Source organism: Bartonella sp. ML70XJBT.G, assembly GCF_028618575.1.
In the GTDB taxonomy this organism is placed as follows: Bacteria; Pseudomonadota; Alphaproteobacteria; order Rhizobiales; family Rhizobiaceae; genus Bartonella.
Genome location: NZ_JAQITA010000002.1, coordinates 145564 through 161855, shown reverse-complemented (window position 1 = coordinate 161855; position 16292 = coordinate 145564). Strand labels below are relative to the sequence as shown.

Below are 16292 nucleotides of genomic sequence, written 5' to 3'. Positions count from 1 at the left end.
AGAGGAGGCTCTCTAGAATGCTTTTTTTGCACCTCTCTTGCAAAAAAGAAAATTTTCTCCCTTTTACGACTTGGCTTCTTCTATCCAGCTTTGGCGTATTATTGGCGAGCAATGTAGAAACGCTAACTTATTTAATCAAACAACCACAAGCAAATAATATAGTGAAAATGAATACTCTTGATCTACAAAATAAGTATCATTTGAATGTTAGCAAAAATAAAAAGCTTGTAACACTCCATACGAATTCTATTTTGCCTATCAATATTGTTCAAGATATCCTAACATTGAATCCCTTTTTAATAACGAGCATAATGATTTGCACACGATTTGAGCATCTTCAAACGCAATATTTTACAAATAAGCGTGCTCCTCCTCTTACTTGAATTATAAAACGATCTTCTTATATCGTTTTTGCCTTTCATTTTAATAACTATTAGATTGCCTATTAGCGGAATATATCATGCGTACACCTAGTTGGTTGACTACTTTTTATTGTTTGATTCTTTTAAGCAGCATTTATGTTGCCTTGCCCAATTTATTTTCGCAAGAGCAGGTTAAAAACTCACAATTCTTAACTGACACCCGTGTAACACTCGGCCTCGACCTTCAAGGAGGTTCTTCCCTCCTCCTCGAGGTTGACAGTAAAACGCTAAAGCGTGATCAATTGCGCATAGTTTTGAGCAATGTACGCAATACTCTGCGTGAAAAACAAATCCGTACATCAAGTATTCGTATCATTGAAGATAGTATCGTTGCCCTTCTTGCTGATCCATTAAAAACTGACAAAGCACTTTCTGCTTTGCAGACATTGATCACTCCCATACACAGTAGCTTCGGCGCAACAGCCAATGACATAAGTATAAGTGCGCAAAATGAAACTATCCGTATCAGATTAACTGAAGCTGGTATAAAAGATCGTATCAACAATGCGATTGAACAAAGTTTAGAAATCATCCGTCGCCGCATAGATCAAGTTGGTGTTACAGAACCCGCCATCCAAAAAGTGGGGACGGATCGTATTATGGTCCAATTACCTGGTTTACAAGACCCAAAGCAATTACGTGATCTTTTAGGTACAACTGCTAAGATGAGTTTTCATCTTGTTCCCTCTCAGGTGGATATAAATAACCCACCTCTAGGTGTTTCGATCCTTCCTGGCTATAACGATGAGACCCAGCGCTATGCCATTTATGATCAAATCGCCTTAGATGGAAATGTTCTTAAAGATGCCCGTGCAGGTTTCGACCCACAAATACCAGGACGTTCTATTATTTCCTTTACCATGAATTCCGCTGGAGCAAAAATATTTGCCGACATCACACGACAAAATATTAACCGTCCTTTTGCCATCGTTCTAGATAACAAAGTTTTAACTGCTCCTACCATCAATAGTGTCATTCCCAACGGACAAGGCCAAATTACAGGAAACTTTGATCCTAAAGAAGCCTCTACTCTAGCTGCTCTTCTACGTGCTGGTTCCCTGCCAGCCCCGCTCACCATAATTGAAGAGAGAACGGTAGGTCCAAATCTTGGTGCTGATGCCATACAAATGGGGCTTTACACCGGCATAATTGGCTTTATTCTTGTGACCGTTTTTATTCTTCTCCTCTACAGAGTTTGGGGGCTCATTACGAATATAGCACTCGCACTCCACACTATTCTAACCTTTGCTGCGCTAAGTCTTCTCGGTGCAACACTCACATTACCGGGTATTGCTGGTATAATTTTAGGTATCGGTATTGCCGTTGATGCTAACATCCTGATCAACGAGCGTATCCGTGAGGAAAGCCGAAAAGGTGTCAGTGCCTTTGCTGCCTTAGATCGTGGATTCAAACATGCTTTCGCGACCATTGTTGATGCCAATGTTACGGCAATTATTGCAACTATTTTGCTGTTTTGGTTTGGCACTGGCCCCGTTCGTGGTTTTGCTGTCACAATGCTACTTGGCATCATCATCTCCATGTTCACGAATATCACCATTGTGCGCATCATGATGATTTGGGTTATTCGTAAATGGAAAATTAAGACGTTACATCTTCGCTCTATTTTCAACATCATTCCACAAAATACAAATTTCCGCTTCATGAAAGCACGCTTCATTGGTATTGGCGTTTCAATTATTTTATCACTTGCTTCAGTTTTTCTGTTTTTTAAGCCGGGCTTAAATTTCGGAATTGATTTCATTGGTGGCAGTCAAATAAGCATTACCACCAAAGCACCAGCGAACCTAGCCACCTTGCGCTCAAAACTTTCCACCCTTAATGTTGGTGAAATTACCTTGCAAAATATTGATAATGCGAACAGTGTGCTTATTCGTATGCAAAAACAAAGTGGTGGCGAAACACAACAAACTGCTGCCATTGATAAAGTTAAAACAGCAGTACAAACCATCTATCCAGATGCCACATTTGATCAAATAGAGGTTGTTGGTCCTAAAATTTCAGGTGAACTTGCTACAGCTGGCTTTACTGCTGTTATTCTCGCAGCAATTGCCATGACCCTCTACATATGGTTGCGCTTTGAATGGTTCTTTGCAGTTGGTGCAATTGTAACGCTCATTTTAGATACCACCAAAATGATTGGTTTTTTCGCTTTATTTCAATTTGACTTCAATTTAACAGCCATCGCTGCTCTTTTAACAATTGTTGGTTATTCCATAAATGATAAAGTTGTAGTGTATGATCGCATGCGTGAAAATATGCGCCTTTATAAAAACATGCCGTTGCGTGAACTCATTGATCTCTCAATTAACCAGGTTCTTATACGTTGTCTCTTTACCTCAGCGACCACTGTTTTCGCTATGTTACCTATGGCGATATGGGGTGGAAGCGCTGTTCATAATTTTGCTCTTCCCATGGTTTTTGGAATTATCATTGCAACCTCATCTTCTATCTTTATTGCCGCCCCTATCTTACTCCTGCTAGGAAATTGGTGGCGTGGACGCAATAATCGTACAAACACTAACCTAAAATGAAAGTACCATGCTGTTTCTTATGATATTCTCTCTTCCTCTTAATTAAAAAGTACCATTGTTTCAATTCATTCATTTTTTGATAAAAAGTCGTAAATAATCCATGCTCCATGATACACCATTAATTACAACGATTGTTGCAGGCTTATGTTTAGCATTTCTGCTAGGAATGATTGCTAGTCGTTTGCGTATCTCGCCACTGGTAGGATACTTGTTAGCCGGCGTTATTGTAGGCCCCAATACAGGTGGGTTTAGAATAGATTCCGTTATTATCAATCAACTGGCTGAAATTGGTGTCATTTTGCTCATGTTTGGTGTTGGACTCCATTTTTCATTAAAAGACCTTTTATCCGTAAGAGCTATTGCTATCCCTGCTGCTATTGCACAAATGGCATTTTCTACTCTTCTAGGATTGTGCCTTGGTATGATCATGGGATGGGGATTGAGCAGCAGTTTAGTATTTGGTTTAGCTTTATCAATAGCAAGTACTGTTATTATGCTGCGTGCCTTGCAAGAACGCCATCTCATAGAAACAGAAAAAGGACGTATTGCTGTTGGATGGTTAATTATTGAAGATTTGGCGATGGTCCTTATACTTGTTCTCATACCATCATTAGCGAATGTTCTTAGCAATACAAAAAAGCAAGCCTTTGATCCCCTTGTTCAATGGTTAGATTTAAGTATTTGGGGAATTTTTGGTCTTACTATTCTGAAAGTTATTCTCTTTATTGCCCTCATGCTTATAATTGGGCGACGTGTTATCCCGTGGTTACTAAAAATGAGCGCACAATCAGGATCACGTGAATTATTTCGGCTTAGTGTCTTTGCTATTGCATTAGGAGTGGCTTTCGCAGCCGCCCATTTATTTGGTGTTTCTCTCTCTCTTGGTGCCTTTTTTGCCGGTATGGTTATGAGTGAATCAGAATTAAGCCATCGTGCAGCAGAAGAATCCTTACCATTGCGAGATGCATTTTCTGTTCTCTTTTTTGTTTCTGTGGGAATGTTATTTGATCCAGGGAAACTCTTGACTCATTTTTTCCCTCTCCTCGCAACATTGTTTATTATTATAGTAGGTAAATCTGCTGTTGCTTTCTTCATTGTTAAAGCTTTTCGCTATTCTAATGCAACAGCTTTGACCATCTCTGCAAGCCTTGCCCAAATTGGAGAATTTTCTTTTATTCTTGCAGGTTTAAGTTTGAGTTTAGGACTTTTAAACAACGATGCCCATGATTTAATTCTTGGAGGGGCGATTCTTTCTATTTTGCTCAATCCTCTTGTTTTCATTGCTTGTAACAAAATGAAAAAACGTTTAGAAAATTCTTCTACCAATCTACAAGATACACAAACAATTATTGATATCGATCCGCAAGATCCAGACCAAGAATTATTACCAACATCCTTAAAAACCAACCATATCGTGATTATTGGTTATGGTCGTATTGGTCAATGCGTTGCATTATCTTTAATAGACAAAGGTGAACCTGTAGTGATAGTAGAAGAATCAAAACGCCTAGCTGATCAAGCAATTGCAGACGGCTTCGAGGTCATTTGTGGCAACATCATTCAACGAGAAATAATGAACGCAGCAAATATAAACGACGCATACAAAGTTGTTATTACAATGCGAAGTCCTATTGAAGTGGGAGAATGCATAGTGAATATACGTGATATGAAAAAGGATATTCAAATAATCACGCATGCACTCTCCGATGTAGAAACAACTTATCTCATTGATTTAGGTGCAGATATCGTAGTAACTGACGATGAGGTAATTGCCAATGGTGTAATCGAATATATAACGGGACAGAGATCTGTCAAGAATATGCACAATCATAAGTCAAATTTCATAGAAAACACAAATAGGTAAAGAAGCGTGAAAATAAAGCAATTGATATGGCCATTTATTGGTATTTTAGCAATGTTGGTATCTATCCGCATTCTTTATATAAAGCTCTCTGCCATTTCTTTTAGTGATGTATTAGAACGTTTAAGCAATTTAGATGCACAACACTGGTTTTTAGCCTGTGCATGCTCTCTCTTAGCTTATGCTGCTCTTGCTGGATATGATCGCATTGCCTTGCAACATCTTGGTCATAAAATTTCTTGGTTTTTTATTGCTATATGTTCTTTTACCACCTATGCTCTGTCACATAATATTGGTGCTTCAGTTTTTTCTGGTGCCGTCGTGCGCTATCGCGCCTATAAAATGAAAGGATTAAACGGAACAGAAATCGCTATACTCGTAGGATTTTGCTCTTTTACCTTTGTGATCGGCACGATTTTACTTTTTGGGATTGTTTTGATTTTACAACCCGAAATTATTACACTCATTCATGACGGGCTTCCTGAATGGCTTGGAATAACAGTTGGTGCAATTCTGCTCGGTTGTATAGCGCTTTATACTTTTGGCAGTTGGCTTCAATTAAAACCTTTACGCTTGAGCAAAAAAGTTCAACTTTCCTACCCACGATTGAAAATTGTCATTCAACAGCTTCTGATTAGTCCCTTAGAGCTTTTAGGAGCAGCAGGAATTATCTATGCCGTTCTTCCCTACAACGCGGATATCCATTTTATTTCTGTACTTGGCGTTTTCCTAGCATCTTTTACCATAACCCTTCTCTCCAATGCTCCAGCTGGAGGCATTGGTGTTTTGGAAGCTTTATTCATAACAGGTATGCCCAGTGTAAATCCAACCGATGTTGTTGCGGCACTTATTGTCTTTCGAATGCTTTATTTAATTATACCACTCATCATTTCATTATTTGTTGTAGCAATTTTTGAAGCCCAACAATACTGCAAACGTTCTCCTAAAATACCGCCTGAGTAAGTAAAAAATCAATGCTGCTCTTTTTGCCCATAAACATAAAATTGCAATATATTGATTGATAATAACAATTTATTTCTTACAACTTTAATGAGTATCTCTCATATTGTGCAATTCTCTCATTTCAAACCTTTGTAATTAAATCAATCAAAATGATGTGTTGACACATCACAAGTAAGATGAGCATGTGTAGAAAAAACAAATAGAGAAAAGGTTAAAAAACTTTATTGAATGCTCTCAAATATCAAAGACTGTAACAACATTGGGGTTAATAAACAGTATGATGGTGCCTGCTTTCTTCTCCATAAGCGTAAAGATAATAGAGCACAATGGCTTTATCATTATAGCATCTATGGGAGACGTAGTGAAATAAACTTGAGAGCCTTGAGAAATGTCTTTTTAAAAGATAATCACAGCAAATTGTCCTCATATGAAAACAACCCCACTTCCATTTATCTTTTTCTATTACCCCCTAAAGCGCCTCTTTTCCCGTATCAATTTCATGATACAAAATTTATCATATTTTAATTTCTCTCATAAAAGCATTTATCAAACCATCAAATGATTTCTTTAGAGAAAAATGATCATTTCCATAAGTCTCTATCGACTTTTAATGTCAAATTACCACCGTTATTTTTTTATGTAACAGGCTCTATAATATTATAACATTTTTGGTGACAGGAATTTCTATAAAGGATCATACAAAAATCCAAATAACGATTTCATAAAATTTTTAAAAGTTACAAATGGAGAAATAACGCATATGTATATGTAATGATCACTTTTGAGATGAATGGTCATTTTACAATAATTCTAGATCCTTTTTTACGCTTTAGCCGATTATCACCGCCTCCCCTTTGGCAAGAAAGCTTATTTCTTCAAACAGACGGTCTTTTTTGACTATACAAGCGGAGAAATAAGGATTTTAGATACATTGCGACGATCCATTTCGATAACTTTAAAGCGCAAACCATCAGCTTCAAAGCTCTCCCCCTCATTTGGCAAATGACCAAATTGCCAAAGCATAAACCCAGCCAGAGTCGTATAACGATCTGCCTCATCAACAAGATTACGCCCAAGATAACCGCTCAAACGGCGGATATCGGCATATCCCTCAACAAGAAGGCTTCCATTTTCAAGTTTTTCTGCAATCATAGGTTCTTCATCATCATCAGGAAAATCACCGGCAATGGCTTCAAGAATATCCGTTGGTGTTGCAATCCCTTCAAAAGATCCATGCTCATCGACAATAATTGCGAGCTGAATCGACGAATGACGCAATTGCTCCATCAATCGTAAAACGCTAGTATTTTCATGAACAACGAGAGGTTCTCGCATAGCTTTTTTCCAATTGATTTTTTTACCCTCAGCTAAATTCAATAGCAGATCTTTTGTCAAAGCAACGCCAACAAATTCATCTACTTTTTCACGAGCAAGAATTAAACGACTATGTTTAACCTGTTGTAATTCTTCACGCATTTCATTCTCATCACCATTTAAATCCAACCACTCAATCTCATTGCGTGGTGACATAATAGAACGAACAGGACGATCGGCCAAATCAAGAACACCACGAATCATCTCTTTTTCTTCAGGTCGAAACAATTCAGAAGCTGCCGCCTGTTCAGCAATGACATCCACAGTCTCACCAAGATGATCGTCTTTATTTCCCCCTCCTAAGAGCTTCAACACAGCATCTGCAGTTCGCCCACGTAGATCATTTGTTGTAATCATCTTTTCACGATTACGACGTCCAATTTGGTTAAAAGCTTCAATAAGAACAGAAAAACCAATAGCAGCGTACAAATACCCTTTTGGAATATGAAAGCCAAATCCTTCAACGATGAGAGTAAAACCAATCATCATCAAAAAGCCAAGACAAAGAATTACAATAGTGGAATGGCGATTAATAAAACGCATAAGAGCGCCAGATCCACACATCATCACTCCCATAGCAACAATAACTGCTATATACATAACAGTTGCTTGTTCTTTTGCAATCATACCTGTCGCAGTAATAATGCTATCTAAGGAAAAAACGGCATCCAACACCACGATTTGCACAATGACCTGCCAAAAAACCGCATAAGCAACCCCTGTTTTTCTTTCATGCGGTACGCCTTCTAACCTTTCATGTAATTCTAGCGTTCCCTTTGCCAGCAAAAAAGCTCCACCACTAATTAAAATAAGGCTATGCCAACTAAAGACAAAAGATGAGAGAGAAAGAATTATTGTCTCAAGATTCATCACCCATCCAATAACCGTAAGAAGAAAAATCCGCATAACCAATGCTAAAGTGAGACCTATCAAGCGCGCACGATCCCGCAAATGGAGAGGCAGTTTTTCAGCTAAAATTGCAATAAAAACAAGATTATCTATTCCTAAAACAATTTCGAGAAAAACCAACGTGACCAAACCAAACCACGCATGGGGATCAGTGATCCATTCCATCATAGTTCACCCTTTAAAAACATCTTTGAAAGCTTAAAAGCGCGCGATTGATAAAACAAATTCATAAGCCTTCATTCGCACAATTGATCAAAAGCATTGAACACAAAGAAATTGCGCTCAAAGCAAACAACGGCAAAATATTCTTTAAACATAGATAGTTATTGATAAAGTTTATAAAAGAGAACGCTGGCCTACACTGCTTACAACCACAAGAAGGCTCCTCTGAATTTTTCTCGGGCATTACGCTCGACGATCCTCCAACTACAGTCCTGTATAACAATCAGAACATTTATCCTAGAGCCTTTTATAATGGGTCTATTTTTATCTAAGATCAAGAGGTATAGTATGATATTTTTAACTGTACAACCAATTTAGCGACAGGTTTGATCAATTTCCTATAAAAAACAACAAAATTATCTAGACATCCTCCCTTAGGAGCGTTATAGAACCGCACAATTCTCATCTTTTGAGAAGTTATGGGTGATTAGCTCAGTCGGTAGAGCAGCTGACTCTTAATCAGCGGGTCGTGGGTTCGATCCCCTCATCACCCACCATAGCGTTTTACGCCAGAAATAACTTATTGAGTTCTCATATTTTTTAGGGGGAGAGATGCTAGAATAAAAATAAGAGAATCGTTTTTCCCAAAACACCTCTACAAAGCTCCTACTTTGCAGAATACTTCTAATATGTCTTTGAAAGATCTAACGCTTCTTGGGGTAAATCATCTAAAAATCTTAATGACCGCAACCACAGTTTCATGTCGCAATGAGTTGAAGACTTTATTGTAACACTTTTTCAACAAGCATAGACTTCTTTTCTTAAGAGAGAATCCACAAAGTTCTATGGTCTTGTCTTCCATGACAACCGATACTGATTTTTTGCTAATCTCAACAGAAAATAAAAATGTTACCGATATATTTAACTTTTTCGCCATATCAATATGCATTTTATTTCTTTCCACGTAATGTAAAACCTACTGTCTAACGACAGCCATAAATAACTTTTTGATTTTATAGATTTTTTTTAAAGATACGGGATATATAAATAAAAGTTTGGGAATAAGATTTTCAACCTTTCTCTACAAAAATATGCTTTTGGCAAATTATTTTTCATATTTCTTTGCGTCCTTGCTAAATTCCTTTGAGGGAAACTATTTAAAAATCTAACAAGTGCACCAAGAGTTTCATGTTGCAAGAGATCAAAAATGTTGACTATAAAAACTTTCCCACAAGCTTGTGCTACTTTAAAAGGCATTGTAGTTCGGCACTCGATTTATACCGATTGATCCCTTCTAAAGAATTGTACTCTTTCTTCGTGCCCAATATTGGTTTTTATGTGATACTCTTTCTTATTTTCTGCGAATCAAATCTCTTACAGTGTATTGAGTGAAAAAAATCAACAGCCGTTACCTAATCCCATCTTTCCCGCTTAGCACAAAACCTAATGTCAAACTACACTCATAATGAAATGAAAAAAGAGGATTTTGCATTTACCTCTACAAATTTTTTGTTCTATTAATTGAGAAAATTCTGCTCAAGTATTTTCGAAAAAATGATCAAAAATTCTCACAAACACACCCACAACTTTTCGACTCAATCATCAATAAGAAACTGTCTCTGACCTTTAAAAGCATCCCCTCTCTTGGATCAAAACGCATAGAAACAATTTTCTTATAATTTATCCAAAAGAAAAAAATACTACAAATACACTGTATTTCTCTAACAAGCTTTTATAGCTTCAATACGAAGCTCTCATGATCTTTTATCAAAGTATGCAAAATCGGAATAGAATTCTTATTCAAACTTCAAAATAAAAGATCCTATAGACTTCTCAGTAAAACCTAGCGTAAAGAAGCAAATTATCTTCCGTTTATGAAAGCCAATGAAAGTAAGTATGAACAGCATTTAAAATTCCCTGCTATCAGTTTTTTAAAGTAAGATAACAATTCTACGCTCTATTTTGCTGAAAATAAAAATATTTTTCTGCTATAATATCTAAAACAAATTATTACCGTTCCTATTGTATGATCAGAATTTACCATAACCCAAGAGCAATTTCTTAATGACTGTTTGAGACTAGCCTAAACGTAACCACCATCATAATATGACGTTTTTATCAACCATCTATCAGTCATCTCAACAACCACCTTAAACGCTGAATGCAAATACCTGTTGCATTGTTTTAGCATGAATTTGTATATCTTCGTTATTTTCATATTTTTTCTTTATCCACATCAAGGCAACAAAAAAATGTTTTTCCCCTTTACTCCTCATTTATATCATGCTTCGATAAGTGAGATTACTTTTCCATTGTAATGTAATTTTGAATCTTAAAAAAATTAAAGGGAACCTTCAAAAAATGAATGATACACAAAATTTAGAAGCTGATCCGCATAAAAGATTGCAACGTGGACTAGATAACCGTCACGTACAGCTTATAGCCCTCGGTGGTGCTATTGGAACAGGTCTCTTCATGGGATCAGGAAAAACAATCAGTGTAGCAGGCCCTTCCATTATACTCGTTTACGCTATTATTGGTTGTGCACTATACTTTGTGATGCGCGCCATGGGAGAATTATTACTTTCTAATCCACAATATCGATCTCTGGTTGATTTCTCAACCGATATGCTAGGACCAGGAGTTGCTTTTTTTGTTGGCTGGAACTATTGGTTAAGCTGGGTTGTGACTGGAGCTGCAGATATTATTGCTATCATTAACTATATGCATTTCTGGTGGCCAACACTCAATCCATGGGTTGTTGTTTTTTCTTGCATTGGCTTCTTTTTAATCCTTAACCTCCTTGCCGTGAAATTTTTCGGTGAGCTTGAATTTTGGTTTGGTCTTATCAAAGTCGTAGCAATTCTAGCATTAATCGTTGTTGGATTTTATATGATAGCGACTGGCTTTACCACACCAAATGGTACTGTTGCTTCTCTTAGTCACGTATGGAATGGTGGAGATATCTTTCCTCGAGGGATGACAGGTTTTTTTGCCGGATTTCAAATTGCCATTTTTTCTTTTGTTGGTATAGAAATTGCCGGAACAACTGCAGCTGAAGTGAAAGAACCTAAAAAAGTTCTCCCTAAAGCAATTAATGCAATACCAGTTCGTATTGTACTATTTTATATCTTTTCTCTGGCTGTGATTATGTCAGTCACACCTTGGGATCAAATTGTTCCAGAAAACAGTCCTTTTGTCTCGATGTTTTGGCTTGCTGGCATTCCAATAGCTGCTGGTTTGGTGAACTTTGTCGTTCTGACTTCGGCTGCCTCTTCAGCAAATAGTGGTATTTTTTCTACCAGTCGCATGATATATGGGCTTGCAACACAAAAAGGTGCACCTCCGATTTTGGGGAAGCTTTCCAAATTCCATGTTCCAGCCAATGCCCTCTTCTTTTCTTGCTTATGTATTTTATTAGGCTATACCATTGCATCCTCATCTCCAAGCATCATAAGCGCTTTTACAATTGTGACCAGTATCTCAGCAATTGCGTTTTTATTCGTATGGTCTGTCATTTTGATTAGCTATATTGTCTATCGTCGCAATCACCCTCATCTACATGCTGAGTCCGTCTATAAAATGCCGGGAGGTGTTATCATGTGCGGGATTGTTTTAGTGTTTTTTGCTTTCATGCTCTATTTGTTGACATTAGAACATGATACCCTAACAGCTTTAAAATACAGTTTTTTTTGGTTTATTTTCCTAGGCATAATGTATTTTTTATTTATAAGAAAAAAAACAGCCCCAAAGAACAAATAAAATTTATACATAAAAAAACATATTTAAAAAGGGTAACTTCGGTTACCCTTTTTGTAAATAAAGCATAAAAGCTGTTTAGATAACATTCCTATTACAAACTTCAATTGCGCTCTTTATCAACCAGAGCATTAGACTTTATCCAAGGCATCATAGAGCGGAGTTTTTTACCCACTTCTTCAATAGGATGGCTATCATTTAAACGCCGCATAGTTTTAAAGTGAGCAGCACCAGCTTTATATTCTTGGATCCAATTTGACGTAAATTTACCGGTCTGAATATCTTTCAAAATACGCTTCATTTCTGCTCTTGTTTCATCAGTAATCACACGTGGACCAGACATATATTCTCCCCACTCCGCTGTATTGGATATTGAATAATTCATATTTGCAATACCACCTTCATACATGAGATCAACAATCAATTTAACCTCATGTAAACACTCAAAATAAGCCATTTCAGGCGCATAACCTGCTTCTGTTAGTGTTTCATAACCTGCTCGAATAAGCTCAACAAGACCACCACAGAGAACAGCTTGTTCACCAAAAAGGTCAGTTTCGCATTCTTCTTTAAATGTTGTTTCAATCACTCCAGCACGTCCCCCACCAAGACCACATGCATAAGACAGTGCTACATCATGGGCTTGTCCTGATGCATCCTGTGCAACTGCAATTAAGCAAGGAACACCACAACCCCGTTGATATTCATTGCGTACAGTATGTCCTGGACCTTTAGGAGCAATCATCACAACATCAACTGTTTTTTTAGGTTCAATGAGGCCGAAATGAATACTCAAGCCATGTGCAAAAGCAATGACAGCACCATCACGTAAATGATCATGAATATGTTCTTTATAAATATCAGCTTGCAATTCATCTGGTGTTGCCATCATAATAAGATCTGCCCATTTTGCAGCCTCAGCAACACTCACAACTTCAAAGCCATCTACTGTAGCCTTCTTAGCTGTCGCTGACCCTGCACGCAAAGCAATTTGCACATTCTGAACACCGGAATCTTTTAAATTTAAAGCATGTGCACGCCCTTGTGAACCATAACCCACAATGGCTACTTTTTTTCCTTTTATCAAATCAACATTTGCATCACGATCATAATAAACACGCATAAAAATACTTCCTTCTCTCTAACATTTAAACTAAATTTCAGATTATTTTTATTCAATAAAAAGTAAAAAACGACCTTCAGTGCTTCACACACAATAAATAACAGAAACACTGCTTATAATAACAAAGCAACTGGGCAATCTTTTAAAATTTATACACTGCATAAAAAACTATGCCCCCAACCTTCCAAAAACATATCTGGATCCCCAAATAGGCTTCAAATGCTGCTCTACAAAAACAATATATTGTACAAAAAATACTTCTGAAAAGAAATATACGTAAAATAAAGTTCTCTTCTTCCGCATCATGAGGCATGTATCCCTAAAAATGAAAGATACACTATACAGTTTTTAACATGAACCAAATCAAAATGGATAGCAAGAAAAATTATAAATAAAGGCTATCGTTTTTATATTTTATCTTGAGTACACTATCTCAATTTTTTCTTTCCCATAATCGATACCATTTTTTGTACAGCTATTAGTTTTGGCAGCCCTATTATAGGCCATATCGCGTGTTTTAGATGAATACATTTACAATAGAGTCGTTACAGAAAAGTATTTATACCGATCAATATCTGTAGAATTTTATCACACATGGCTCTTTTAAAAAGACTCGGAGCAACCACTGCTTGATAATCATGTATAACGACCCTCATCACTGCACAGTAACCATAAATTTAAAAGTTTTTTCTTCTCCAAAAACATTCTCAAAAACGAATAGAAATCTTATATTTCTCATAAAATCTACAGTTGAGTTCCTGCTCCTTTAAAAGAGGTTGCCAAAGCTACAAAGCTTTGTTGTCTTCCGCTCCGAACGAATATAGTGAAAATCGCTGCCCTTTATATGTTTTGCCCATTCTATGTAATGAAGCATGGCATTTCTGTTGCTATCATTATACATGCAACAATGTTATTTCACGAAACCTATGCAAAATTATTCTTTTACAAACGAATAGAATTGTATAAAAACGCACCATTTCTTATTGATAGAGAAAAATTACCTCAACACCTGAATGAAACGTTGAACAGTTTCATGCATTCCATACTCTAATGCATCCGCAATAAGCCCATGCCCAATAGAAACTTCATCAAGCCAAGGAATATGATGAACAAGAGCAGGTAGATTTGTCATTGTCAGATCATGCCCTGCATTAACACCAAGCTGCAGCTCTTGAGCTTTTCTTGCTGCTAAAACAAGCTTATTGAGTTCTTGCTCCTGTTTTGTCTTATCATTAAACGCTCCCCCATAGGGCCCAGTATAAAATTCCACGCGATCAGCACCAATCTCTTTAGCAATATCAAGACCATCAACAACAGGATTAGCAAACAGTGATACCCGAATTTTTCTTGCTTTCAAGCGTTGAATAATAGGTGCTAAAAATTTTGCATGACGCGCAAAATCCCAACCATGATCAGAAGTTGATTGTGCTGGATCATCAGGAACAAGAGTAATTTGATCAGCATATTTTTCTGCTTTATCCAAAAAGGTATCGCTTGGATAACCTTCAATATTAAATTCAGCACGAGGAAACATGCTGTGAATTAAACCATGTATATCTGGTAAATCAGCAAAACGAATATGTCTTTCATCAGGACGTGGATGAACTGTCAAACCCGCTGCACCAGCTGTAAGAGCTATATGCCCAATATTGTTGACATTGGGCCAAGGAAGATTACGCCGATTGCGCAAAACAGCAATAGCATTAAGATTAACAGAAAGTTTGATTGCCATACACACTCCTCCATTTCTATACTTAAAGACAGAAAAAAGACTCTCAGCCCTATAATTCCAGAAAATAAAACTCTTTATCTAGCGAACAATTGTTAAACGCTCTGCCGCACGCGTAATTCCTGTATAGAGCCACCGCGCATACATATCGCGAAATGCAAAACTCTCATCAAACAAAACAACGTTATCCCATTGAGATCCTTGTGCTTTATGAACAGTTAACGCATATCCATAATCAAAATCATCATATCTCTTTTTTAACGCCCACGAAATCTCATGATCAGGATTTTCAAACACTGCTTTTAAAAGCTTAATTTTCGCTACCCCACGCTCGCTTTCTTCTGGCTTAATAAGAAGGCTCATACTTGGTTTAACAGTTTCCTTCTGTGAAGTCATCACTTTCCATAAAGAACCATTCAACAAGCCTTTAGGAGGATCATTGCGCAAACAAACAAGCTTATCTCCCGCTTGTGGATAATCTGAAGTAAATCCCTTCAGCGCACGCAAACGCTTATTATAAAGGTGGCGTGTTCGATTAATTCCTACCAACACCTGATCAGCATCCAAAACCAATTGTTGATCCACTTCTTTGCGTGTAATAACACGCGCTGCTCCATAATCACCATAAGCAATATCACGTCCTTCACGCACATCCATAGCCAAACGGACAATCGGATTATCACGTGCTTGCCGATGAATTTCTGAAAGAAGAAAATCTGGCTCACCATTAGAAAAAAAGCCCCCTCCTGATATAGGAGGCAATTGGCCTGGATCACCCAGAACAAGAATAGGTGTTCGAAAGCTCATTAAATCACGAGCCAATTGCTCGTCCACCATCGAACACTCATCAACTATGATAAGCGCAGCTTGCGCAGCCGCACTTTTCCGATTGAGCGCAAATGTCGGTGCAATAGATTTTTTTCCCGTTACTTCATCGGAAACTTCTTCTTCTCCACGCGGACAATAGATCAATGAATGAATCGTACAAGCATTGCTTGCACCTTTAGAACGCAAAACCTGTGCTGCTTTACCTGTAAAGGCAGCAAATTGAACAGAGCCATCAACTGTTTCAGCAAAATAGCGCGCAAGCGTTGTCTTTCCTGTCCCCGCATAGCCAAAGAGGCGAAAAAGCGGAGAACGCCCTTCCCTCAACCACGCGGAAACAGCCTTCAATGCATTATCCTGTTCCCGTGAAAATTGCATAATTTATCAAAATAAGATTCGTATAAAAAGAGCAAGTATTTTGCCACCAAAACCATTCTCAAGAAAAACTTTTTTATTAAAAATTGCTAACACACGCCCATCTAACAAATTTCGCAGCACAATTATCGATTATTTACCCATTACTTTTTGAAGATATTGTAACAATCTAAATTTTATCTCTACATCGATCTTCTTGGCACCACCTTATACTTATCAAATAAGATATCATTTTTAC

The 16292-nt window shown here is 37.4% G+C and carries 8 protein-coding genes and 1 tRNA gene; 5 read left to right on the top strand and 4 right to left on the bottom strand.

From position 1 onward, the window contains the following. Positions 1-460: 460 nt before the first annotated feature. The 3 genes from secD (at position 461) to PVV64_RS01900 (ending at position 5798) form a co-directional block, all read left to right on the top strand. Positions 461-2974, top strand: coding sequence for a protein translocase subunit SecD (gene secD, locus PVV64_RS01910; protein ID WP_273759419.1), 2514 nt, complete (start codon positions 461-463; stop codon positions 2972-2974). A gap of 100 nt (positions 2975-3074) precedes the next feature. Next, the gene (ybaL, locus tag PVV64_RS01905) at positions 3075-4838 is read left to right on the top strand and encodes a YbaL family putative K(+) efflux transporter (RefSeq protein ID WP_273759417.1); all 1764 of its coding nucleotides are present in this window, start codon (positions 3075-3077) and stop codon (positions 4836-4838) included. 6 nt (positions 4839-4844) lie between these two features. Beyond that, positions 4845-5798, top strand: a complete 954-nt coding sequence (locus tag PVV64_RS01900) for a YbhN family protein (protein ID WP_273759415.1) — start codon at positions 4845-4847, stop codon at positions 5796-5798. Positions 5799-6695: 897 nt separating this feature from the next. Here the strand turns inward: PVV64_RS01900 and PVV64_RS01890 are convergent. Continuing rightward, entirely contained in the window at positions 6696-8249 is a 1554-nt protein-coding gene (locus tag PVV64_RS01890) for a TerC family protein (protein WP_273759414.1), read from the bottom strand. 475 nt (positions 8250-8724) lie between these two features. On the opposite strand from PVV64_RS01890, the gene PVV64_RS01885 reads away from it, so the two are divergent. Both PVV64_RS01885 and PVV64_RS01880 read left to right on the top strand, forming a co-directional pair. Next, a tRNA-Lys gene (locus tag PVV64_RS01885) sits at positions 8725-8800 on the top strand. A gap of 1804 nt (positions 8801-10604) precedes the next feature. Beyond that, positions 10605-12005 (top strand): amino acid permease, encoded by a 1401-nt coding sequence (locus PVV64_RS01880; RefSeq protein ID WP_273759412.1) that lies wholly within the window; start codon positions 10605-10607, stop codon positions 12003-12005. A gap of 100 nt (positions 12006-12105) precedes the next feature. Here the strand turns inward: PVV64_RS01880 and ilvC are convergent, their stop codons facing one another. From ilvC to PVV64_RS01865, 3 genes are all read right to left on the bottom strand, one after another. Further along, on the bottom strand, positions 12106-13125 hold the full coding sequence (gene ilvC, locus PVV64_RS01875; RefSeq protein WP_273759409.1) for a ketol-acid reductoisomerase: 1020 nt from the start codon (positions 13123-13125) through the stop codon (positions 12106-12108). A 997-nt stretch (positions 13126-14122) separates the two neighbouring features. After that, entirely contained in the window at positions 14123-14857 is a 735-nt protein-coding gene (locus PVV64_RS01870; protein ID WP_273759407.1) for a pyridoxine 5'-phosphate synthase, read from the bottom strand. Positions 14858-14935: 78 nt separating this feature from the next. Next, complete coding sequence (locus PVV64_RS01865; protein ID WP_273759405.1) at positions 14936-16057, bottom strand: ATP-dependent RecD-like DNA helicase; 1122 nt, start codon at positions 16055-16057, stop codon at positions 14936-14938. Between the last annotated feature and the right edge of the window lie 235 nt (positions 16058-16292).

Coding starts and splice junctions, on each gene's coding strand:
- secD (WP_273759419.1), top strand. CDS start 461: ATGCGTACACCTAGTTGGTTGACTACTTTTTATTGTTTGATTCTTTTA.
- ybaL (WP_273759417.1), top strand. CDS start 3,075: ATGCTCCATGATACACCATTAATTACAACGATTGTTGCAGGCTTATGT.
- PVV64_RS01890 (WP_273759414.1), bottom strand. CDS start 8,249: ATGATGGAATGGATCACTGATCCCCATGCGTGGTTTGGTTTGGTCACG.
- PVV64_RS01880 (WP_273759412.1), top strand. CDS start 10,605: ATGAATGATACACAAAATTTAGAAGCTGATCCGCATAAAAGATTGCAA.
- ilvC (WP_273759409.1), bottom strand. CDS start 13,125: ATGCGTGTTTATTATGATCGTGATGCAAATGTTGATTTGATAAAAGGA.
- PVV64_RS01870 (WP_273759407.1), bottom strand. CDS start 14,857: ATGGCAATCAAACTTTCTGTTAATCTTAATGCTATTGCTGTTTTGCGC.
- PVV64_RS01865 (WP_273759405.1), bottom strand. CDS start 16,057: ATGCAATTTTCACGGGAACAGGATAATGCATTGAAGGCTGTTTCCGCG.